This is a genomic window from Phocaeicola vulgatus ATCC 8482 (assembly GCF_000012825.1).
In the GTDB taxonomy this organism is placed as follows: Bacteria; Bacteroidota; Bacteroidia; order Bacteroidales; family Bacteroidaceae; genus Phocaeicola; species Phocaeicola vulgatus.
This window is the reverse complement of sequence record NC_009614.1, coordinates 362,428-385,861: the sequence shown is the minus strand read 5'-3', so window position 1 is coordinate 385,861 and position 23,434 is coordinate 362,428. Positions and strand designations below refer to the sequence as shown.

The 23,434-nt window shown below is 41.5% G+C and carries 15 protein-coding genes; 5 read left to right on the top strand and 10 right to left on the bottom strand.

The features are described 5' to 3' along the window. Window positions 1–5: 5 nt before the first annotated feature. From BVU_RS01295 to gdhA, 5 genes are all read right to left on the bottom strand, one after another. Window positions 6–1,829: a GLUG motif-containing protein gene (locus tag BVU_RS01295; protein ID WP_011964678.1), complete on the bottom strand. Its 1,824-nt coding sequence runs from the start codon at window positions 1,827–1,829 to the stop codon at window positions 6–8. Between the two features lie 27 nt (window positions 1,830–1,856). Beyond that, complete coding sequence (locus BVU_RS01290) at window positions 1,857–2,369, bottom strand: IbrB-like domain-containing protein (protein ID WP_005845588.1); 513 nt, start codon at window positions 2,367–2,369, stop codon at window positions 1,857–1,859. Further along, window positions 2,366–3,667: a DUF3440 domain-containing protein gene (locus BVU_RS01285; protein ID WP_005845587.1), complete on the bottom strand. Its 1,302-nt coding sequence runs from the start codon at window positions 3,665–3,667 to the stop codon at window positions 2,366–2,368. Before BVU_RS01285 ends, BVU_RS01290 begins: the two co-directional genes overlap by 4 nt. After that, window positions 3,657–4,052 (bottom strand): hypothetical protein, encoded by a 396-nt coding sequence (locus BVU_RS01280; protein ID WP_011964677.1) that lies wholly within the window; start codon window positions 4,050–4,052, stop codon window positions 3,657–3,659. The genes BVU_RS01285 and BVU_RS01280 overlap by 11 nt, the downstream gene beginning before the upstream one ends. Window positions 4,053–4,213: 161 nt before the next feature. Next, the gene (gdhA, locus tag BVU_RS01275) at window positions 4,214–5,551 is read right to left on the bottom strand and encodes an NADP-specific glutamate dehydrogenase (protein ID WP_005845584.1); all 1,338 of its coding nucleotides are present in this window, start codon (window positions 5,549–5,551) and stop codon (window positions 4,214–4,216) included. 234 nt (window positions 5,552–5,785) lie between these two features. Between gdhA and BVU_RS01270 the strand changes: the two genes are divergently transcribed. Together BVU_RS01270 and BVU_RS01265 are read left to right on the top strand one after the other, a co-directional pair. After that, entirely contained in the window at window positions 5,786–8,743 is a 2,958-nt protein-coding gene (locus BVU_RS01270) for a PEP/pyruvate-binding domain-containing protein (protein ID WP_011964676.1), read from the top strand. A gap of 109 nt (window positions 8,744–8,852) precedes the next feature. Next, window positions 8,853–10,058, top strand: coding sequence for a DUF4925 domain-containing protein (locus tag BVU_RS01265; RefSeq protein WP_011964675.1), 1,206 nt, complete (start codon window positions 8,853–8,855; stop codon window positions 10,056–10,058). A gap of 856 nt (window positions 10,059–10,914) precedes the next feature. Here the strand turns inward: BVU_RS01265 and BVU_RS01260 are convergent. The 5 genes from BVU_RS01260 to BVU_RS01240 form a co-directional block, all read right to left on the bottom strand. Beyond that, window positions 10,915–11,691 carry a porin family protein gene (locus BVU_RS01260; protein ID WP_005845578.1) on the bottom strand — a complete coding sequence of 259 codons (777 nt, stop codon included), beginning with the start codon at window positions 11,689–11,691 and terminating at the stop codon, window positions 10,915–10,917. An 8-nt stretch (window positions 11,692–11,699) separates the two neighbouring features. Further along, window positions 11,700–12,848 carry a PCMD domain-containing protein gene (locus BVU_RS01255; RefSeq protein WP_005845576.1) on the bottom strand — a complete coding sequence of 383 codons (1,149 nt, stop codon included), beginning with the start codon at window positions 12,846–12,848 and terminating at the stop codon, window positions 11,700–11,702. A 155-nt stretch (window positions 12,849–13,003) separates the two neighbouring features. Further along, complete coding sequence (locus tag BVU_RS01250) at window positions 13,004–14,338, bottom strand: NADP-specific glutamate dehydrogenase (protein WP_005845574.1); 1,335 nt, start codon at window positions 14,336–14,338, stop codon at window positions 13,004–13,006. A 164-nt stretch (window positions 14,339–14,502) separates the two neighbouring features. Then, window positions 14,503–14,685, bottom strand: a complete 183-nt coding sequence (locus BVU_RS22625) for a hypothetical protein (RefSeq protein ID WP_032946025.1) — start codon at window positions 14,683–14,685, stop codon at window positions 14,503–14,505. 128 nt (window positions 14,686–14,813) lie between these two features. Then, window positions 14,814–17,099 carry an NADP-dependent malic enzyme gene (locus BVU_RS01240; protein WP_011964674.1) on the bottom strand — a complete coding sequence of 762 codons (2,286 nt, stop codon included), beginning with the start codon at window positions 17,097–17,099 and terminating at the stop codon, window positions 14,814–14,816. A 451-nt stretch (window positions 17,100–17,550) separates the two neighbouring features. Between BVU_RS01240 and BVU_RS01235 the strand changes: the two genes are divergently transcribed. The 3 genes from BVU_RS01235 to BVU_RS01225 are packed head-to-tail and all read left to right on the top strand — an operon-like array spanning window position 17,551 to window position 23,431. After that, window positions 17,551–18,762 carry an efflux RND transporter periplasmic adaptor subunit gene (locus tag BVU_RS01235; RefSeq protein WP_005845567.1) on the top strand — a complete coding sequence of 404 codons (1,212 nt, stop codon included), beginning with the start codon at window positions 17,551–17,553 and terminating at the stop codon, window positions 18,760–18,762. 53 nt (window positions 18,763–18,815) lie between these two features. Further along, window positions 18,816–22,034, top strand: coding sequence for an efflux RND transporter permease subunit (locus BVU_RS01230; protein WP_011964673.1), 3,219 nt, complete (start codon window positions 18,816–18,818; stop codon window positions 22,032–22,034). Window positions 22,035–22,045: 11 nt separating this feature from the next. Continuing rightward, window positions 22,046–23,431, top strand: a complete 1,386-nt coding sequence (locus BVU_RS01225; protein ID WP_008667826.1) for an efflux transporter outer membrane subunit — start codon at window positions 22,046–22,048, stop codon at window positions 23,429–23,431. Window positions 23,432–23,434: the final 3 nt, after the last annotated feature.

Below are 23,434 nucleotides of genomic sequence, written 5' to 3'. Positions count from 1 at the left end.
TAATTTTATATAAAAAGCCGTTTTTTCAGTGAAATGAGAAAGCGGCTTTTAATTTGTACAGAATCCCTGAAAACGGCAGGAAGATTTTCTCCTCCATCAGTCCATCGGGTAAAGGGGTAACCGGGATAAAGGGTAGGAGCTGTTTCATCTATCCATTGGTTGAGAAGCCGGTAGATGGAAATGTCTTCCTTATTCATAAAAGTACCTGTGTATTGGGCATTTTTAGACAACTGATTACCATCGTCATTTTTTCCGATAAAGGTTATTTTTGCATTATCATAGTAGTTGTGGATAAAGAAAGAGTTGGCAGCTATACCTGCGAATAATCCTTTGGTCGTAATTAGATCTATGTTATAGACATAACAATTTTCAATGTGCGCTCCATCCGAAGCTTTTCCGCATATTCCACCATTGTAACTCTCTCTGTTCTTTATTATGTTGTTGGCAGAATAGCAGTTTGCTATCAAACCTTGGGCCTGGCTGGAACCTGCTATTCCACCGGCTGGTCCTGCTTTTATTTTTGAATTTGCGTCATAAATGATTTGGGTGTTGGTAACATAGCAATTGGTGATTTCCCCTGTTGAAGTTCCTGCTATGCCTCCTGTATTGGCTGATTGGTTCGTTTTGGTTGGATTGGCTGCAATTTGGCACTCCTTAACGCAACAATTTAGTATTTTGCCTTTATTGCGTCCGACTAAAATACTTGTACCTTCTGCTGTGCTCTTGCTTTTTGATGTGATAGATACTTTGCTGGATTCTATATGGAGATTTTTAACTATGCCGGTGATATTGACGGCTCCGAATACACCTGTGGTGCCATTGCTGGAATTGATAGGTATATTGTAAAGGGTGTGATTTTGTCCGTCAAAGGTTTGGGAAAAGTAATAGTTTGTTTGGGCGTATCCTATTTGTTTTAACTCAGTACAATCCACATCTTTAAAATCAATGTCATTCAATAGATAATAAGTGGTTATTCCATTCATCGTTTCTCCGAAATCGTCCAATGTTTTTCCTTTGTATTGGGTAAATGTATTGCTATTGATAAGTTGACTGAATGCAATCCAATCTTCGGCAGTCATAATTCCCGGAGTTTTTTCAGATATTTTTAAGTGATAAGTATATTCTTTGTTACCGGTAAAAGACTTTGTTTCTAGTTGTGTTGTATATTTCTTTCCATTTGTTACCATATTTATGGCGATGACCATGTTTCCGACAGGAGGGACTATAAACGAATAATTTCCGGAAGGAGAAACTTGGGCAATAGTAGTCGTATGTGTTCCGTTATCCGCTAGAACTATTTCAGCGGATTTTGGGATAATAGAGGAAACAGCAGGACATGTTACCTCTATTTTCTGAAAATAGGTTTGTAAATTTCCCTCCAAATGCAGTGTCAGAAGAGAAAATAAATGTTTGAACTGTAAATGGATGGAATTTCCGGCCGGAAATTCATCCTTGACATACAGTATGTCTTCCAACGAATTGTTTTTATAAAGATTTTCTTGGACATAGTCCAAATCGGGATAGACAGGATATACTGCCGTAACATTTGTTTTTCCTGTTAGGTCACTCCAGCTAAATTCATTTTCTGCTTTCCATTGGTTGTCCATATAAGTCAGAATTCTGTTGTCTATTTGAAGACTGCCGGAAGCATTCAGCAGGATTTGATTGCCAGAGTTAAAAGTGGAAACAGGGGAGCTTTCTGTGAAAGCTGCTTGGTATGTATTGCCTGTGAGTACTACCTCGATATCGGTCCCTGTATAAACAAGATTGTCGGTGCAGCTTTGCAAAGCCAGGACCGACAATCCTATTATTAATGAGTTATATTTCAACTGAATAATGTATTAATGAAAATTGCTTTATGGTTCAGGTATTGTGAATTCCCTGTCAGCAAAGAGTTCCATTAGGCCGGATATCTGTTTGAGTCGTAAAAGTTCGTCGGCATCCATGCCAATATTCTTTTTTATCCATTCGTCACTCATTCCGGCTTTGGTCAGTTCTGCCACGATATCTACCATCAGTTCAATGCTGTGAGTGCCGCGGGCGCGGTTGTGGCGGATAGTGCTTGCCATTCTGTTTGAAAGGTCTTTTTCTATAACGACCACGGGAAGTAAACCTTTTTCTCGTTCAAACACACGTTTTGAAGTTTTAAGCACACAATAACGATGATATCCGTCTACCAGTTCATATATATCTTCATCGGGAATATAATAACATACACAAGGCATAGTATAGCCATCTTCCCAAATGCTTAATTCCAGCAATTTCATTTCAGGAGCGGCTACGTGGTTTGGATTATAACTGTTGGCACGTACCTTTTCCACCGGTACTCTGTGCACGTGATACACAGGACTTTCGAATTCTTCTTTCATTTGATAATGTTTTTATATTTCTGCATCACTCTGTCTCTTCTTAACTTTTCTTTTTTAGTTAGGGCAAATCCCATATATTTACATACATGGTCATTTTTCAGAATGCAAATACACATACGTTTATAAGTGGGGATTTCTTTAAACTCTGCGATGTCTATATCGTCTAGATAATCCATTTGGACAGGAAGTTTGTCTGTCTTGTAGTTTGTTTTCTTTTGTACGTAGAATTTTATGCCCAAATCAGTTAATTTACGTATGGTTGATAAATCCAGGCATCCTCCCTTGTATTTCCAGAACTCCCGGCTTACTCTTAGTTTTTCCAAGTAAGACTGTTTGGTTTCTTCGGGTAACGTATCTAACAGGAAATACATATACTCTTTCCATGTGTAGCCTTCTGGTAATTTGATGTTTTGCCATCCCATGGCACGGGTTCCACCATAGATTCCGGTAAAGTTTACTCCGTTTACTCGGCCTAGCATTCTCCCCCAAGTATTGGGATCGATGGCTTTGTATAATTTCAAGGTTTCCTGTGCTGTACTGAGGAACGGACTGGCTACACGTTGTCTGTCCAAAGGTACTCCGGCTTTATAATAAAGTTCGTACATTTGGTTGAATGGCCATTTGAAACGGGCGTATGCTGTCCATATATCTTCGGTAGTCCAGTCATAGATAGGGTAGGCATTGTATAAATCGTATCCTAGTCTGCGGGTCCACATCAGGTTGTGATAGCTGTTCAGGCGATTGTTACCGTGAATAGTTCTCCATCGGTCCAGGCTCTCTTGAGTTCGGATGCCGACCAGGCAGCAAGTGCGTACTGCATCATGCTTTTTATGGTACCACGATGCAAATGAAGTCTGGAAAGTGTAGTCCCACATTTCCTCATTGTAGAATGGGAAATCTTCTTTCTTATAACAGTTTTTAGGCATAGGCCTTACCCAGTGGGCGTGCATACTTTCGTCCCAAGGGCGCCAATAGGTTTGAAACATAGAAGCACAAGTCACTACTTTGAAAGGGACACAGACATGGTAGATTTCCAATATATCCTGATTTTCTCTGAACGTCTGTTCCACATACTCTGTAGTCATTTGATACTGTGCTTCATAGTCCATGTGGTATACTCCGATTTTCCTGTCCAGATTATGCTCTCTGATATATTGAATACATAAGTTGAGCAAGACACCGCTATCTTTTCCTCCAGAAAAAGAAACATAGATATTATCAAATTCGTTGAATAAGAATTTGAGTCTCTTTTGAACGAGTTGATAAACATTTTCCCCTTTAGTTCTTTTATTGTTCATTTTTGTTCGTGTTGTAAATCATTTTAATATAATTAGTCCAACGGTGTTCGGTTTGAAAACCACAGTTGGAAAAAATAGCTTCGTGTTTGGTTTGAACAATTGCATATAAATTGTTTTTAGGCTTTACTGCTCCCAACAATTCAACCAGCACTTCCTGATCATCGTTATGGACATAGTAGTTGTTAATGACATAACCGCCACTTTTCTGCTCTACAGGGACAAAACCGGTTACGTCATTATCTTCGACGGCAATGTACCATTGAAAACGTTCGGTCGTTTTGAAGGGATAATTGTTATTAGCCCTTAGGACTTTAGGATTCATAGCCAATGGTCCAATTAAATTAAATAATTGAGGTTCAAGGCCATCTAGTTGTAATATTTCCATAACTTAATTTTTACATACGTTTACTTGAAGCTACAAATGTATAAAAAAGATTGGATATACCATAAAAAAACGCTGCCATACCTTCACAGGCGGGCAGCGCAAGCTACAATACAAAATACAAATACAACTAAACGAGATATTTTTATGCTAATAGAATGCCTTTAAACAATTCCTTGAGCCATCATGGCATGGGCTACCTTCATAAAGCCTGCAATATTTGCTCCTTTCACATAGTTGATATATCCATCAGGTTCAGTACCATATTTTACACATTGTTCATGAATACCATACATAATTTGATGTAACTTATCATCTACTTCTTGTGCACTCCAACTCATATGCATTGCATTTTGGCTCATTTCCAAACCTGAAGTAGCTACACCTCCGGCATTTACGGCTTTACCCGGTGCATACATTAGTTTATTTTCAATAAACGCATCAATTGCTTCCGGGGTACAACCCATATTAGAAATTTCTCCAATGCAAAGAACGGAATTTTTTATTAAATTACAAGCATCTTCGCCATTTAATTCGTTTTGAGTCGCACACGGAAGCGCAATATCTACTTTAACTTCCCACGGACGACGTCCGGCAACGAATGTTGAGTTAGGATATTTCTCTGCGTATGGAGCTACGATATCATTGCCTGACGCACGTAATTCCAACATGTAATCAATTTTATCACCACTTACACCGTCCGGATCATAGATATAGCCGTCGGGTCCGGAGATTGTGACTACTTTTGCACCTAATTCAGTTGCTTTAGTCACGGCCCCCCAAGCTACATTACCGAAACCGGAAACAGCTACCGTTTTGCCTTTAATATCAATTCCTTTTGCTTTCAGCATTTGGTTTACGAAGTAAAGACCACCAAAACCGGTTGCTTCAGGACGAATCAACGAACCTCCAAATTCCAAGCCTTTGCCAGTGAAAGTACCTGTAAATTCACGGGTTAACTTTTTATACATACCGAACATGTATCCTACTTCACGGCCACCTACACCGATGTCACCGGCAGGAACATCCATATCAGGACCTACGTGGCGCCACAATTCAAGCATGAATGCTTGGCAGAAACGCATGATCTCAGCATCGCTCTTACCACGTGGTGAGAAATCGGAACCACCTTTACCACCGCCCATAGGCAATGTGGTCAGTGCATTTTTGAATGTTTGCTCAAATCCTAAGAATTTTAAAATGGAGAGGTTTACAGAAGCATGAAAACGGATACCGCCTTTGTACGGGCCGATCGCATTATTGAATTGAACGCGGTAACCTAAGTTTACCTGTACTTTTCCTTTATCATCTACCCAAGGCACCTTAAATGTAAAGATACGGTCGGGCTCTACCAATCTCTCAATCAAGGACGCTTTCTCAAATTCCGGATGTTGATTGTATATATCCTCAATAGAAAGCAGGACTTCTTTTACAGCCTGCAAGTACTCTGATTCACCAGGGTGTTTTGCCTCCAGGGAGGTCATGATTTGATTAATATCCATAACTATTATGCATTTAAGGTTTTGACAAAATGAAAATCATTTCTGATGCAAAGGTATGTTTTTTGGTGAATTGGCAAAATATTTTTGGCTAAATTTTAGTTTGGTGGTGATAAAAAGTTAATCGTTGTGGTAAGACCTCTCTACCCAAAAGTTCTTTTTTATTGCGAATAAGTTGCATAAAACAATATTATTGACGTATTTTGCTATTACATTATCCATGTAAATCAAATAACCATGCTCAGCAAGTTAAAATTAAATCAGTTGTATTTCAAGGATACTTCGTTTGTAAACCTCATGACCAAACGGATTTTTAATGTTCTTTTGGTAGCAAATCCGTATGATGCTTTTATGTTGGAGGATGACGGGCGTATAGATGAGAAGATATTTAATGAATATATGAACCTCAGTCTTCGCTATCCGCCACGTTTTACACAAGTTTCTACTGAGGAAGCTGCCTGGAAGCAATTGGAGAACACTACATTTGATCTGGTGATTTGTATGCCCGGATCTGATAACAGTGATACATTTGAGATTGCACGCAGCATAAAAGAACAATACCCTCATATTCCGCTGGTGGTACTGACCCCGTTCTCGCATGGTATTACGGCACGTATGGAGCATGAGGATCTGAGCATCTTTGAATATGTGTTCTGCTGGTTGGGGAATACGGACCTGTTAGTGTCTATCATCAAGCTGATAGAAGATAAGATGAATTTGGAACATGATATTAAAGAGGTGGGAGTGCAGATGATTTTATTGGTGGAAGATTCCATCCGGTTCTATTCTTCCGTGTTGCCTAACTTATATAAATTTGTGTTGAAGCAAAGTCAGGAATTTGCCACAGAGGCTTTGAATGCTCACCAGCGTACATTGCGTATGAGGGGACGTCCCAAAATTGTATTGGCACGTACTTACGAGGAGGCGATGGATTTATATAATAAATATCAGAATAATGTATTAGGTGTGATTACGGATGCACGTTACCCGCGTGGTGGTGTGGTGGATCCAATGGCAGGTATTAAGTTGCTGGCGGAGGTACGTTCCAGGGATCCGTTTGTTCCTCTTATTTTACAGTCGGCCGAGGTAGACAACAAGGTGTATGCTTCCCGGTATGGTGCTAGCTTTGTGGATAAGAATTCCAAGAAGATGAATATAGACTTGCGTGAAATTGTGTCTGATGATTTTGGTTTCGGGGATTTCATTTTCCGTAATCCCGATACATTGGAAGAAGTGGCCCGTGTTCATAATTTGAAGGAATTACAGAATGTTATTTTTGCTATTCCTAAAGAATCTCTCCTTTACCATATCAGTCGTAATCACGTATCCCGCTGGCTGTATTCTCGTGCCATGTTTCCACCTGCCGAGTTCTTAAAGCAGATAACTTGGGAGTCTTTGCAGGATATTGATGCTCATCGCCGTATAATCTTTGAGGCTATTGTGAAGTACCGTAAGATGAAGAATCAAGGTGTGGTGGCTGTGTTCCAACGTGATCGTTTTGACCGTTATTCTAATTTTGCCCGTATCGGTGAGGGGTCATTGGGGGGAAAAGGACGTGGTCTGGCTTTTATAGACAATATGGTAAAGCGCCACGTGGAATTTGATGAGTTTGAAAATGCGACGGTGGTCATTCCTAAAACGGTGGTGCTTTGTACGGATATCTTTGATGAATTCATGGATACCAATAGCCTATATCAAGTAGCATTGAGTGATGCGGATGATGACACGATATTGAAAGCTTTTCTTCGTGCCAAGTTGCCCGACCGTCTGGTGGAAGATTTCTTTGCTTTCTTTGATGTGGTGAAATCGCCTATAGCCATCCGTTCTTCCAGTTTGCTGGAAGATTCTCATTATCAGCCTTTTGCTGGGATATATTCTACTTATATGATTCCTTATTTAGATGATAAATATGAGATGCTCCGTATGTTGAGCGATGCCATAAAAGGGGTGTATGCTTCTGTTTTCTTCAGAGACAGCAAGGCGTATATGCAGGCAACCAGCAATGTGATAGACCAGGAGAAGATGGCTGTTATTTTACAACAGGTGGTCGGCACACAGTATGGTGACCGTTTCTATCCTTCTATTTCGGGGGTGGCACGTTCGCTCAACTATTACCCCATAGGAGATGAAAAAGCCGAAGAGGGAACTGTAAGTCTTGCTTTGGGGTTGGGTAAATATATTGTAGACGGAGGTCTGACTCTGAGGGTGTGTCCTTATCATCCTAACCAAGTGTTGCAGACCAGTGAGATGGAAATAGCTCTTCGTGAAACGCAGACTCAGTTTTATGCGCTTGATTTGAAGAATACGGGGCATAACTTTTCTTTGGATGACGGCTTTAATTTGTTGAAGCTTCCGGTGAAAGAAGCTGATAATGATGGAGCCTTAACTTTCATTGCTTCCACGTATGATCCGTATGATATGATTATCCGTGACGGAATTTATCCGGGAGGCCGGAAGGTGATAACATTTGCCAATGTGTTGCAACACGATGTATTTCCTTTGCCCCGTATTTTGCAGTTGGTACAGGAATACGGGCAAAGTGAGATGAGGCGTCCTGTTGAGATAGAGTTTGCTGTGACATTGAACCAGCAAAAGAAGAATGGTACTTTCTATTTATTGCAGATTCGTCCGATGGTCGATGTGAAAGCCAATCTTGAGGAGGATTTGAACCTTATTAAGGATGAGGATGTTCTTTTAAAGAGTAATAATTCACTGGGGCATGGCATTATGGAGGACATTCAGGATGTGATTTATGTGAAGACAGATGGTTATACTGCTTCCAATAATCCGACCATTGCTTATGAAATAGAAAAGATGAACCGTAAATTCTTGGATGAAGGGAAACATTATATATTGGTAGGTCCGGGACGCTGGGGAAGCAGCGATTCGTGGCTGGGCATTCCTGTGAAGTGGCCCCATATTTCGGCTGCACGTGTCATTGTGGAGGCGGGGCTGACTAATTATCGTGTGGACCCTAGTCAGGGAACTCACTTCTTTCAGAATCTGACTTCTTTCGGAGTCGGTTATTTCACAATTAATGCCTATATGAAGGATGGTATCTATAACCAAGAGGTACTGGATACCCGGCCGGCTATTGAAGAAACTAGGTTCATTCGTCATGTGCGGTTTGATAAACCATTGATAGTGAAGATGGATGGAAAGAAGAAGCTGGGGGTAGTGATGTTGCCGGAATAATGTTCTAAATTACGTGAAATGTGTCCTAAATTTCGATAAAAATAGTTATACGCTTAACTTTTTATTATATTTGCACGATTTTTCGAGTATAAATTAAATTAACTAAACAATGAAAAAGAATCTTTTTTATTATTTGTTCGCAGTGATTTGTTCTGTGACATTGTTCACATCGTGTAGTGATGATGATGATGAAAAAATGGTAAATCCTGTGCCTCAGACAACCTTTACTGGTGAAAATGGTTTGCAACTTACATACAATGGTGCGCCGATGCCGGGTAAGAAAGTTACTTTTACTCCCGATGCAACCAATGCTCAGAAGGCAACTCTACGTTTGGAAGGGGAATTTGACTTAAATGGCATCTTGGGGAAAGCAAAGAGTGCTGCAGCTCGTGAAGATGTATCGATGCCTACTGCTCCCGGTGTGTTACCAGGAAGTCCGGTGGTTACCTTGCCGGTTGATTTGACTATCAATGGTGATCAATGTTCTTTTGCCGGTACATCAGAAACAGATTATTGTACTTTCTCTTATAAAGGTGAGGTTTCAGCCGGAGCTATGGAGTTGGCTTTGAGTGAAGTGAAATTGAAGAATGCGAAACTGGCTGGAATGACTTGGAAGTTGAAACCGTATAACCAGGAAGTAGAAGAGCAGGATCCTGTTCGTCTGGTATGGGAGTCAGAAAAAGGAATTCCTCTTTTCGGTTCTTTTGAAATGCCGGTTGAGTCGGTTTTGAAAATCGCATTACGCATGCCGTTGATTGCTGTTGGAGCAGAAAATAAAGTTTCCGCTACTGATATGTTGGGAACAGTTTTGAAGGATGTCACTTTCATGGAAGACGGTAACATCGTGGCTACTTATAAAGATGCTGCTAATGGTGGTACAGAATGGACGAAGTCTCCTGTAAACTTGGCTCAATACGTAGTAGAGAATGACAATCAGATAAAGGTGTTTCTGAATCCTGCTGCTATCATCGCTGCTGTCAATAATGCAGGGAGAGCTATTGATGTTCAGACAGTTATCCAGCAGGCCATTCAAATATTGTATCCTATGTTAGTGAATGGTGTGCCTGTAGCTTTTGAACAAACAGAGGATGCTTTAAGCGTATATCTGAATACAGAATTACTGTTGCCTTTATTGAAAACACTGGTTGTTCCTTTGCTATCAGACGAAGAAGTGGTTGCTATGCTGGTGGAATTGATGAAAAAAGACCCTGATTTCGGTGAAATGGCTGGTTTAGCTGAGCCAATGTTGAAAGCTTTTCCTGAGATTATAGAATCTACTACTAAAGTGGAGATTGGTTTGAACTTTGTTAAGTAAAGAAGAAAAGCTGAAATTATTTGTATAGTAATAAGGCGAAGAGAGGTAACTCTCTTCGCCTTATTTCATAGTTACTTTTATTTTTGTATTTCACCTTCGATTACTTGAGCAAAGTTTTTTAATTTTCCACTACAACTAGGATCACCTGTAAAAATATGAGAAGTGTAATGGAACATTGTTTTTCTCATATCAGAAAATGGATCTTTGTACGTATATCTGCATAGAATTATATAGACGTATGTGAAATCTTATATGTTTCAAATAAAATTTTACATCAAAGATAAGGACGTTTTTTAAAAAGATCAAGAGCTTTTAAAAAAAGACAAAGAGCTTTTTTAAAAACGTCTTGATCTTTTTTACTATTACTGGGACTTTGTAAGCTGTCATTCTGTGGAAGTACAAAGCCTTTATGCGTATTATTGCGAGGAAAAATCCTGAAAATATCTACTTTGTATTAAGCCGAAACAACTTATGAAAAAGAATATATAGCTGAAAACAAGTAGATTACGAGAGTATCTGTTTCGGAACGTAATGAGGGCATGAGAGTATAAGTGAGAGCATATATTATTAGCATTTATGTATAAGTCATTTATAATTAACATATTATACATGTAGTGAGAGCATGAGGGTATAAACGTCCCCAACTTTCTAGAGAAAAAACTAATATGTCAAGAACACTTCTAAAAGTTGCCGGAGAACAAAATGATCCTTTAAGAGTAAAAGTCTTTCCTCATGATTTTGTAGATAAACCACTACTCCCCCTTATCCTACTTCAGAAATGTATTGTTTATCGGAAAATTGAAGTAGGATAAGGGGGAGTAGAACAACAAATAGTCAGTGGTGGAAAACTTTTGGATTAGAACGCATACCCGAATCCTACATTCAGGTAGATGGCATACATATCAAAAGTAACGGTTTTGAAATCTTTGTTGAATATATCATTCAGGCCCCAATTCAAGTCGGCATGTACTTTCAGATGCTTGAACGCTTTCCAATCCACACCTGCTTGAACTCCCCATTGGAACTTGCGTAGATCACCGGAGAAGTCGTAAGTAGCAATGGCTCCGTTGGTGAAATTTATTTTGTCTCCGGTGGGGTTGGTTTCACGCAAATAGCCTTCATATACATGGCCACTGAAATCTCCATCCATCAGATAAGAAAAGTACGGGCCGAGTTTCAGCGTGGTGCGTGGACTCAGTTTGTAGGCTGCTAGTACGGGGATGGTGATGTAAGAGTTCTGTACTTTGGTGCGTACTCCTCCGGTCCAGTTTCCTTTTAGTCGGTTTCCGTCATAGCCTATGATTTCCATATTGTAATTCTTTACCGTTGCTTTGGTGCGCATGCCTTTATTCTCCAAACGCAGTCCAGTGATGATTCCCCATTTTTTTTTCGTATCCAGCCACTTGGTCATGTTTCCCTCGATAGTGATAGATAGGGTTGGGTTATATCCGTCTATGCTGCGTATTTCTTCGGGGAAAGGCAGTGGGGCGGTACCTCCTAGGTTGACTCCCGCTTTGATTTCGTACTCCCAACCATGCAATGCTGCATTGATGATTGTTTTGTTTCTGTTTGTCTGTGCATACAGTCCGAGGCTTGCCAAAGCCAGTATCAAGGTTAATATATATTTTTTCATATCTGTTTTTATCTAAGTGGTTGTTTGCATACCAGTTCCAGGTCGTCAATAAGCAGGGTGCTACCCGGTGCGCCTTGAAATACATCACCGTCCTTGCTTGCCGATAGGACAATGCTGACGTTGTATCCTCCGTTTGCCAATTTTTGGGGATCTATTGTTTTTCCATAATGCTCATAGTTGAAGTCCAGTTCAAAGCGGGTCCATTCGCTTGTTTCATGCGTGTCGGTTATGACAGCAGCGGCTACCATGTTTTCATGTTCATAATTGTTCTTTGCGATATGGCCATCCAGCATCTGCACGTCTTTGGTCTTTTCGTAAAACAAGGCATAGATATTGAAAACGTCTTTTCGGTTGGTAGATTCTCCGTTCTCATAGAATTCTGGTCCTGCTTTGTATTTGTAGTAGCCGACCAATTTAATGGGTTCATAATAGAAGGTTGTTCCGAATTTGGTTGCCGACAACGCATCGCTCATGGCGGAGCCTATGTCGAAACTGCCAATGAACAGGTTACCTGCTGCAATGGGCATACCTACCAAAGTGCCTAAACTTCCTGTTTTGCGAGTAATCAGTTGCAAGCAGTTGCCTGTGCGGCCGTTTGGACTGATGCTGGTAGGGAAGTCGTTCGGAGTGTAACCGCTTCCGGTTAAGGCAAATCCCTGATTACCACTGGACCATGTTAGTGTGGAGTAGCCAGAGGCTGCTTCGTATAGCACATAATATTCATTTTTATTGTAAGGTACGGTTTTTACGTTTTCAAAGTTAAAAACCGTCGGGATGCTTTTGGTTTCTGGATAATGGATATTGATGGCGTAGGTGCGGTGCCAATTCTTGTCCTCGGATGTTACGGTATAGCGCACTGGGTTGGTGAAATTCTGTGTACTTCCGTTGGCCGGTTCGATAGATGCTCCTTCAGTCAGCTCGAAAGTGGGAGCTAGTCGGGTCAGGTCGGTACCGTTGTTTACTTCTATGTAAATAGGGTAAGCGTTCAGGCTTTTGTCGTAAGGACGGTTATAGTCAATGTCTGTACCTGTCAGCATCTCGGCAGGGAGGATGCAGTTCAAGATGTCCGCTTCCGCATTGGGGGCTTCGTCCTTGATACAGGAGGTGCAAAGGAGCAATCCTGTTACTGTGCAGGTGAATAAGTTTTTCAGCTTCATGAATTTGTAATTTAATAGTTGTTCTTATACATAACAGATTGCAAAGGTACTGATTTTCCGTGAAAGTGTTTGCATTCAAAATAGAAAGGTGCGGAAAATTGTCTTTCCCGCACCTTGAACTGCAAATATACTTAATAATAAAGGAATGGTTTTTATTAAACAATACCTTGAGCCATCATAGCTTTGGCTACCTTCATGAATCCTGCTACATTAGCACCTTTCACATAGTTTACATAACCATCGGCTTCAGTACCGTATTGTACACAAGCCTCATGAATATTTTTCATGATACTTTTCAATTTTTCGTCTACTTCTTCTTGACTCCAGCCCAGTTTGATAGAATTTTGAGTCATTTCCAATCCAGATACAGATACGCCGCCTGCATTGGCTGCTTTGCCCGGGGCATACAGGATTTTGGCTTCTTGGAATACGCGGATAGCTTCAGGGGTAGAAGGCATGTTTGCACCTTCGCTGACAGCTATGACACCATTGGCAACCAATTGTTTGGCTTCATCACCGTTCAATTCGTTCTGAGTGGCAGAGGGTAATGCGATATCACCTTTCTCACCCCAAGGACGAGCGCCTGCTACATATTTGCAGCCATATTTTTCTGCATATTCACGGATACGTCCACGGTATAAATTTTTCAGTTCCATGATGAAATCCAATTTTTCGCGGTCTATTCCATCCGGATCATAGATGTAACCATCTGAATCGGACATGGTAACTACTTTACCACCCAGCTCGATTACTTTTTCTACCGTGTATTGAGCTACGTTACCTGAACCTGAAACCAAACAAGTTTTTCCCTTCAGGTCTGTGCCTTTGGTTTTCAGCATTTCCATCAAGAAATAGATGTTACCATATCCGGTTGCTTCAGGGCGAATCAGAGAACCACCGAATTCGCGGCCCTTACCGGTCAGTACACCGGAGAATTCATGAGAGAGTTTCTTGTACATGCCGAACATGAAACCTACTTCACGACCACCTACACCGATATCACCTGCAGGTACGTCAGTCTCAGGACCGATATGGCGCCATAATTCCAACATGAATGCCTGGCAGAAACGCATTACTTCGGCGTTTGATTTGCCACGCGGAGAGAAGTCGGAACCTCCTTTGCCACCACCCATCGGAAGAGTAGTTAGTGAATTTTTGAATGTCTGCTCGAAGGCAAGGAATTTCAAAATTCCCAAGTTTACAGAAGAGTGAAAACGGATACCACCTTTGTAAGGACCAATGGCATTATTATGTTGTACGCGGTAACCCATATTTGTCTGGATGTTACCTTTGTCATCCATCCACGTTACACGGAATTGATACACACGATCAGGAATACACAAACGTTCAATCAGGTTCACCTTGTCAAATTCGGGATGTTTGTTGTATTCTTCTTCGATTGTACTTAGCACTTCCTCTACCGCTTGATGATATTCAGGCTCATTGGGGAATCTTCTTTTCAAATCTTCTAATACCTTAGCTGCATTCATAATCTACTTCTTTTTATAATTGTTAATTAATTCTTCTTGTTTTTTTTTTTTTTTTTGATGCTGCAAAAATATAGATAAGAATTGAAATATGCAACAAATTATAAAGAAAATGCGTGTAAAAATATCAATATGTACAAAATGTAAGCTAAAAAGCGGATAAAAGATTATTTTCCTCTTTCCTTGAGATATTTTAATAGTGGAATAAAGACTAAAGCTCCCGAAATGATAATGGATAGTATTAAAGGCTCGTCAATATGTTCGCTCCCTGTTAGAATAATATAGCAAATGGCAATCCATAAAAGGGCTAAGGTTACGATTTGTGGGAGGGAAAGCGGTTTTCTTCTCATAGTATTGTTTTAATGAATTGAATATATTTCACCACAAATAGCCTTGATTTACACAGATAGAATTTGCTGGTACTAACAACCATGATTAATAATCTGTGTAAATCTATGCAATCTGTGGTGAAAGTTATTTATTTTTCTTTCTTTTTCTTGTCAACGATGGCATCAATAACCGCAACCGCAGTGATGTTTACAATATCGCGTACAGAAGCTTCACAATCAGTGAAATGAATAGGTTTGTTCAATCCCATTTGTATCGGGCCGATTACCTCGGTTTCACTCATAGACTGAATGAGCTGGTAGGTAGCATTGGCAGAACTTAGGTTCGGGAATACTAACGTGTTTACTTCTTTACCTTTCAAACGTGTGAAGGGATATTTCTCATCACGTAATTTAGTGTTCAGTGCAAAATTGACTTGCATTTCACCATCTATAGCCAGTTCCGGATATTCTTTCTGCATATAGTCCACCGCATCATGTACTTTAGCCGGGCTTCCTTCTGTATCTGAACCGAAGTTGGAGTAAGACAGCATGGCCATTGTCGGAGTGTGATTAAAGAACTCTACCGTTTTCTTCGACAATTTAGCGATGTCAATCAGTGTGTCGGTGTCCGGGTGACGGTTAATCAGGGTATCGGCTACAAAATAAGTACCTTTCTTTGAATTCAAGATATGCATTGTACCGAAATGTTTGTATTCCGGTTGGATACCGATAACTTCTTTCGCTACCTTGATTGTGTTGGAATATTTGGTATATAGACCGGTGATGAATGCATCGGCCTCTCCGGTTTCAACCATCATCATACCAAAATAGTTGCGCTCGAACATTTTGTCGTTGGATTCCTGAAGGTTGGCTCCTTGGCGTGCGCGTTTTTCCGAAAGGATGCGGGCATAACGCTCACGACGTTCAGCTTCACGGTCATGACGGAGGTTGATGATTTCAATTCCTTCCAAGCTCAGATCCAGTTCTTTTGCCAGTTTTTCAATGCGTTCGTCATTACCTAATAGGATAGGATGACAGATTCCTTCGGCTTTGGCTTCTACGGCAGCTTTTAACATGGTAGGATGGATACCTTCGGCAAATACCACCCGCTGTGGGTCGCGACGGGCTGTTTCGTAAAGTTGACGGGTCAATTTGCTTTCTTGTCCCATCAATTCGCGCAGCCGGGTCTTGTAGGCTTCCCAGTCGGTGATGTTTTTGCGTGCCACTCCTGATTCCATTGCTGCTTTTGCCACAGCCATGGAAACTTCGGTAATCAAACGAGGGTCAACCGGTTTCGGAATGAAATAATCAGGACCGAAAGTAAAATTATTCACATGATAGGCTTCGTTCACTACGTCGGGAACAGGTTGTTTTGCCAAATCGGCGATAGCATGTACGGCAGCCAGCTTCATTTCTTCATTGATAGCTTTGGCCTGAGTATCCAGAGCTCCGCGGAAAATATAAGGGAAACCGATTACGTTATTGATCTGGTTAGGATAGTCTGAACGTCCGGTAGACATCAGTACATCGGGGCGGGATGCCATGGCGTCTTCGTAAGAGATTTCCGGAGTCGGATTGGCTAATGCGAATACGATAGGATGATCTGCCATACTGCGGACCATATCCTGAGTCAGCACATTACCTTTTGATAGTCCTAAAAATACGTCTGCACCTTTAATGGCTTCTTCCAGTGTATGTACATCGCGACGGTCAGTAGCAAAAAATTTCTTACTTTCTGTCAAGTTAGGACGGTCACTGGTTATCACGCCTTTGCTGTCTAGCATTAAAATGTTTTCTTTCCGTGCTCCTAATGCTACATACAGTTTTGTACAGGAAGTGGCGGAGGCTCCGGCACCGTTTACTACGATTCTTACATTTTCAATTTTCTTTCCGGCAACTTCCAATGCATTTAATAAGCCGGCGGATGAAATGATGGCTGTACCGTGTTGGTCGTCATGCATTACTGGGATATCCAGTTCTGCTTTCAGCCGGTTTTCTATCTCGAAACATTCGGGAGCCTTGATGTCTTCCAGGTTGATACCTCCGAAAGTGGGAGCGATGGCTTTTACTGCCTGAATAAATTTTTCGGGGTCTTTCTCATTCACTTCAATGTCAAAAACATCAATACCTGCATAGATTTTGAAAAGTAATCCTTTACCTTCCATGACAGGTTTTCCGCTCAATGCACCTATGTCGCCTAGTCCTAGAACGGCTGTACCATTGGAAATAACGGCTACTAAGTTGCCTTTCGCAGTATAGTCGTATGCAGTTTGCGGGTCTTTCTCTATTTCCAGACAAGGCTCAGCTACTCCGGGAGAGTAAGCCAGTGACAGGTCTGTTTGTGTGCTGTACGGTTTTGTCGGTACAACTTCAATTTTTCCGGGCTTGCCTTGCGAGTGGTATAGCAAAGCAGCTTCTTTGGTAATCTTGACCATAATCTTTTTCCTTATAATTAGATATCGTTTTAAATTGGTGGCAAAAATATAAATAAAATTATAATTTGAAGCCTAAATACTGTAAAATGATGTCGAATTGATGATTTTTTAAGTGTTGATTTTGACCAATGTGAAAATCAGATTTCATTCTTTCGTATTTTGCTGGACAAAGATAGCGAAAAAATAGTTTCATTCATGTCCGTATCATGTATGAGTTGTAATATGGTTTGCTTGTTTAGATCTGGAAACAGATTGAATATATATGGAATATATTTTACATAATTAATATCCTTCTATATGCGCACGTTATTTATAGTTAAAGCTAATGGGCTAAGCGAACAAATGCCGGAAAAATGACTAATTTTGCGGCAGTAAAAACTAATTGGGTTTAAAAAGTTTTCTATAAACATCTGTTAATTCGACAAATAAGTAAAGTTCAATAATATTAGTTATGAAAATGACAGTAAATAGTATGAAATGTATTTCATGGAGCCGCCTCGCGATATTTACGGCGGCAATGACTGTTTTAAGCAGTTGTGGAGGCGGTCAGAGCGGTATGAAGTTGGGTGATGACGAATTTACCGTCGTGGCTGTACAGTCTACAGCCAGCCAGCAGTCTACTTCTTATCCCGCAACTATCAAAGGTGTTCAGGATATTGAGGTGCGTCCTCAGGTTTCCGGCTTTATCGTAAAGCTTTGTGTGGACGAAGGTGCAACGGTAAAGAAAGGCCAGGCGCTCTTTCAGATCGATCCTACACAGTATGCGGCTGCCGAACGTCAGGCAAAAGCTGCTGTAGAGATGGCAAAATCGAATGTCAATACGCTATCTTTGAACGAACAACAGAAGAAAAATTTGTATGATAAGAAAATTATCAGCGATTTTGAGTATCAAAGCGCAGTAGACCAATTGCTTTCTGCAAAAGCCAGTTTGGCACAGGCTGAGGCTCAGTTGACCAGCGCTCGTCAGAATTTGGGCTTCTGCACAGTGATCAGCCCTTCAGATGGAGTGGTGGGTACATTCCCGTATCGTATTGGTAGTTTGGTGAGTCCTTCGGTAACACAACCGTTGACTACCGTGAGTGAAATCGGTGAAATGTATGTGTATTTCTCTATGACTGAAAAGCAGTTGTTGGGTTTGACAAGAGCCGGTGGCACACTGAAAGAACAACTGGAGAAGATGCCGGCTGTAAAATTGGAATTGGCTGACGGTACAATGTATACTGAAGAAGGTAAGATTGACGCTGTAAGTGGTGTTATTGACCAGACTACCGGTTCGGTAAGTATGCGTGCCGTTTTCCCGAACAAACAGCTTGTATTGCGTAGTGGTGGTATGGCTAATGTAATTTTCCCTTATACTATGGAGGATATTATTTTGATTCCTCAGTCGGCTACACAGGAAATTCAGGATAAAAAGTTTGTTTATGTGCTTCAGTCGGATAATACATTGAAGCATACTGAGATCAAAGTGTCGAATTTGAGTGACGGTAAGAATTATATTGTTACCAGTGGTTTGAAGCCCGGCGATAAAATTGTAGTTGAAGGTGTACAGACGTTGAAGGACGGACAGACAATTACTCCGATTACTCCGGAACAGAAAGAGGCGAAATATCAACAACACCTGAAAGACCAGAAGGAAGGGAATATTGCCACGGCCTTTAAATAATCAGTATAAAATAAACAGATTAACTTCGTTTATATAAATAAGGTATATAGAGAATGAAACTAGATAGATTTATTAACCGTCCGGTGCTATCAACGGTAATCTCCGTCTTGATAGTTATTCTGGGTATCATCGGACTTGCTACATTGCCGGTTACGCAATATCCGGATATTGCACCTCCTACGGTGCAGGTACGTGCCACCTATACCGGTGCGAACTCCACAGCTGTATTGAATTCGGTCATCGCGCCGTTGGAAGACCAGATAAACGGTGTGGAGAACATGATGTATATCCAGTCATCAGCATCCAATAACGGTGCTGCCGATATTAACGTTTACTTTAATCAGGGAACAGATCCGGATATGGCGGCTGTTAATGTGCAGAACCGTGTTTCTATGGCACAAGGATTGCTGCCTGCTGAAGTAACCAAGGTGGGTGTGACTACTCAGAAACGCCAGAACTCCATGTTGATGGTCTTTTCATTGTATGATGAAACCGACTCGTATAATATTGAGTTCATTGAAAACTATGCTAATATTAACTTGATTCCTGAAATCAAGCGTGTAAAGGGGGTAGGTGATGCTAATGTGTTGGGACAGGATTATTCTATGCGTATCTGGTTGAAACCGGATGTGATGGCGCAGTACAAACTGGTTCCTACTGATGTTTCGGCAGCATTGGCCGAACAGAATATTGAGGCGGCTCCGGGACAGTTCGGTGAACGTGGTAATCAGACTTTCCAATACACGATCCGTTATAAAGGACGTTTGCAGCAAACGACTGAATTTGAAGATATTGTTATCAAGGCCTTGCCGGATGGTAATGTACTTCGTTTGGGAGATGTGGCCGATATAGAATTAGGTCGTCTGGCTTATACATTCAATAATATGGTAAATGGTCACAAGGCTGTATCTTGTATCGTCTATCAGATGGCAGGTTCTAATGCTACCGAAACTATTTCCGATTTGGAGAAAGTGCTTGCAAAGGCACAGGAATCACTGCCGACAGGTTTGAATATCAATATCGCCCAAAATGCCAATGACTTCTTGTTCGCTTCTATCCATGAAGTAATCAAGACGTTGATAGAGGCATTTATCTTGGTGTTTATTGTGGTATATATCTTCTTGCAGGATATGCGTTCAACGCTGATTCCGGCTATTGCCATTCCGGTGGCGTTGGTGGCTACTTTCTTTGTACTGAAACTGATTGGCTTCAGTGTGAACCTGCTGACTCTTTCGGCGATGGTGCTTGCCATTGCGATTGTGGTCGATGATGCCATTGTCGTCGTCGAGGGGGTTCATGCCAAGTTGGATCAGGGATACAAGTCTTCCCGTGAGGCTTCTATTGATGCCATGAGTGAACTGGGTGGAGCTATCGTTTCTATTACGTTAGTCATGATGTCTGTGTTTATTCCGGTAAGTTTCATGGGAGGTACTGCCGGTACATTCTACCGTCAGTTTGGTATCACCATGGCGATCTCTATCGGTTTTTCAGCTTTGAATGCATTGACTTTGTCACCGGCACTGTGCGCAATTTTCTTGAAACCGCATGATGAGGGACATGGAGCAAAGAAGATGACCCGTGTAGAACGTTTCCATACAGCCTTTAATGCGGCTTATGATTCTATATTGAAGAAGTACAAGAAGCATGTAGTATTCTTTATCCATAAGAAATGGTTGTCATTCGGGCTGGTTGCCGCTTCTATCATTTTGTTGGTATTCTTTATGAAGGTTACTCCGACGGGTATGGTTCCCAATGAAGATACCGGTACCATTATGGGTGCGGTGACACTGCCTCCCGGTACTTCACAGGAACGTGCAATGGAAATCTTAAACCGTGTAGACAGCTTGGTGGCTGCCGAACCGGCTGTAGATTCCCGTACGGTGATTTCCGGTTTCGGCTTTATTGGTGGTCAGGGACCTTCTTACGGTTCTATCATTATTAAGCTGAAAGATTGGGAAGAACGCTCCATGATGCAGAATTCGGATATTGTGGTAGGTACGTTGTTTATGCGTGCGCAGAAGATCATCAAGGATGCGCAGGTATTGTTCTTTGCTCCTCCTATGATTCCGGGTTATTCGGCATCCAGTGATATCGAGTTGAATATGCAGGATAAGACCGGTGGAGACTTGAATCATTTTTATGATGTAGTTTTGGACTATATGGATGCGTTGAAGGCACGCCCTGAAATTAATTCGGCCCAGACTACCTTCAATCCGAGTTTCCCCCAATATATGTTGGATATTGATGCTGCTGCTTGTAAGAAGGCAGGAATCAGTCCTAGTGATATTCTGACTACCATGCAGGGATATTTCGGTGGTTTGTATGCTTCTAACTTCAACCGTTTCGGTAAGATGTATCGTGTTATGATTCAGGCGGAACCCGAAGCGACCAAGAATCTGGAATCCTTGAATAGTATCAAGATACGTAATGGGAATGAGATGGCTCCTATTTCCCAGTTCGTTTCTGTCAAGAAAGTATATGGACCGGATGTTATCGGCCGTTTCAACCTTTATACGTCTATCAAAGTGATGGTGGCTCCTGCCAGTGGCTATACTTCCGGACAGGCTTTGCAGGCTATTGCGGAAGTTGCTAAAGAGAATTTGCCTACCGGTTACGGTTATGAGTTGGGAGGTATGGCTCGTGAAGAGGCATCTACCAGTGGCAGTTCCACAGGTATCATCTTCATTCTGTGTTTTGTATTCGTTTATTTGTTGCTGAGTGCACAGTATGAAAGTTACATTCTGCCGTTGTCCGTATTGCTTTCAGTACCGTTCGGTCTGTTGGGTAGCTTCCTGTTTGTAAACGGATTTGCAGCATTGGGAAATATTCCGGCTTTGAAGATGATTTTAGGAACCATGTCAAATGATATTTATATGCAGATTGCATTGATCATGTTGATGGGATTGTTGGCGAAGAATGCCATTCTGATTGTAGAGTTTGCTTTGGATCGCCGTAAGCAGGGAATGAGTATTTCCTGGGCTGCGGTTTTGGGTGCGGCAGCCCGTTTGCGACCGATCTTAATGACCTCATTGGCCATGATTGTAGGTTTGATTCCGTTGATGTTGGCTATGGGAGTTGGTGCTCATGGTAACCGTACTTTGGGAGCTTCGGCTATTGGTGGTATGTTGATTGGTATGATCTTCCAGATCTTTATCGTACCCGTATTGTTTGTGGTATTCCAATGGTTACAAGAGAAATTCAAACCGATTGAATGGGAAAGTATGGACAATACAGAGGTTGAACCCGAAATTGAACAATACACCCGTAAATGAACAGAAGAACAATGAAAAAGATAATAGGATTATGTTGCGCGACGTTTTTATTAAGCGGTTGCCACATCTATAAATCATACGATCGTCCCGAGTCGATAGATGCCACTGGCATCTATCGTGACCCGGTTGCCGCCAACGATACATTGGCTGCTAACGATACAACCAATATGGGTAACTTGTCATGGAAGGAAATTTTCCGTGATCCGAAATTGCAGATGCTGATTGAAGAGGGATTGGCAAACAATGTAGATATGCAGGCTGCTATCCTGCGTGTAAAGGAGGCCAAGGCGTTATTGACATCAGCTCGTTTGTCTTATCTCCCTTCTTTGGCCCTTGCTCCACAAGGTTCGTTGACTAGTGTGGACAAAAGTACTCCTGTAAAGAACTATACTTTACCTGCTTCTGCAAGCTGGGAAGTTGATTTGTTCGGCAAATTGCTGAATGCCCATCGTGGCCAGAAAGCTTCTTATTTGCAAAGTAAGGCCTATCAGCAGGCAGTGCGTTCACAGTTGATTGGTGGTATAGCCAATGCTTATTATTCTTTATTGATGCTAGACCGTCAAGTCAGTGTGACCGAACAGAATGTGGCGTTAATGAAAGAAACAGTGCGCACTATGGAAGCTATGAAGGAAGCCGGTATGACTACCGAAGCTGCTGTGGCACAGAGTAAAGGGGCTTATCACCAGACGGAGGCTTCATTGGCTGACTTGAAACGCCAGGTGCGTGAAACTGAGAATTCTATCTCCGTATTGTTGGCAAAGGCTCCTCAGAACATAGACCGTGGAACATTGGAGGAACAAGTGATGCCGGCAGATTTGGCGGTGGGAGTTCCTTTACAGTTGCTTGAGAACCGGCCCGATGTAAAAGCGGCAGAATTGGCATTAGCCGACGCTTATTATACTACCAATCAGGCGCGTTCCGCTTTTTATCCCAGTGTTAATATTACAGGTACTCTAGGATGGACTAATGGTTCCAATGGTACAGTGATTTCTAATCCTGCCGTTATGCTTTGGAATGCTATCGGCTCATTGACGCAACCCATTTTCCAGCGTGGAAAATTGATTGCCAACTTGAAAGTATCGAAAGCGGAAGAACAGATTGCCAAGATGAATTATCAGCAGACTATTCTGGAAGCTGGTAAGGAAGTAAGTGATGCTTTGTTCCTGTATGATACGGCAGACAAAAAGTTGAGCGAGCACCAGGCACAGGTTTCTGAAATGCAAAAAGCGGTGGAGATGAACAATGATTTGTTTCAGGCGGGAAAGGCCACTTATCTGGAAATCATTACTGCACAACAGTCATTGCTGAGTGCCCAGTTGAACGAAGTATCCGATACTTTCCAGCGTATGCAGGCTGTTATCAATCTGTACAGCGCATTGGGCGGTGGACGTGAATAATTA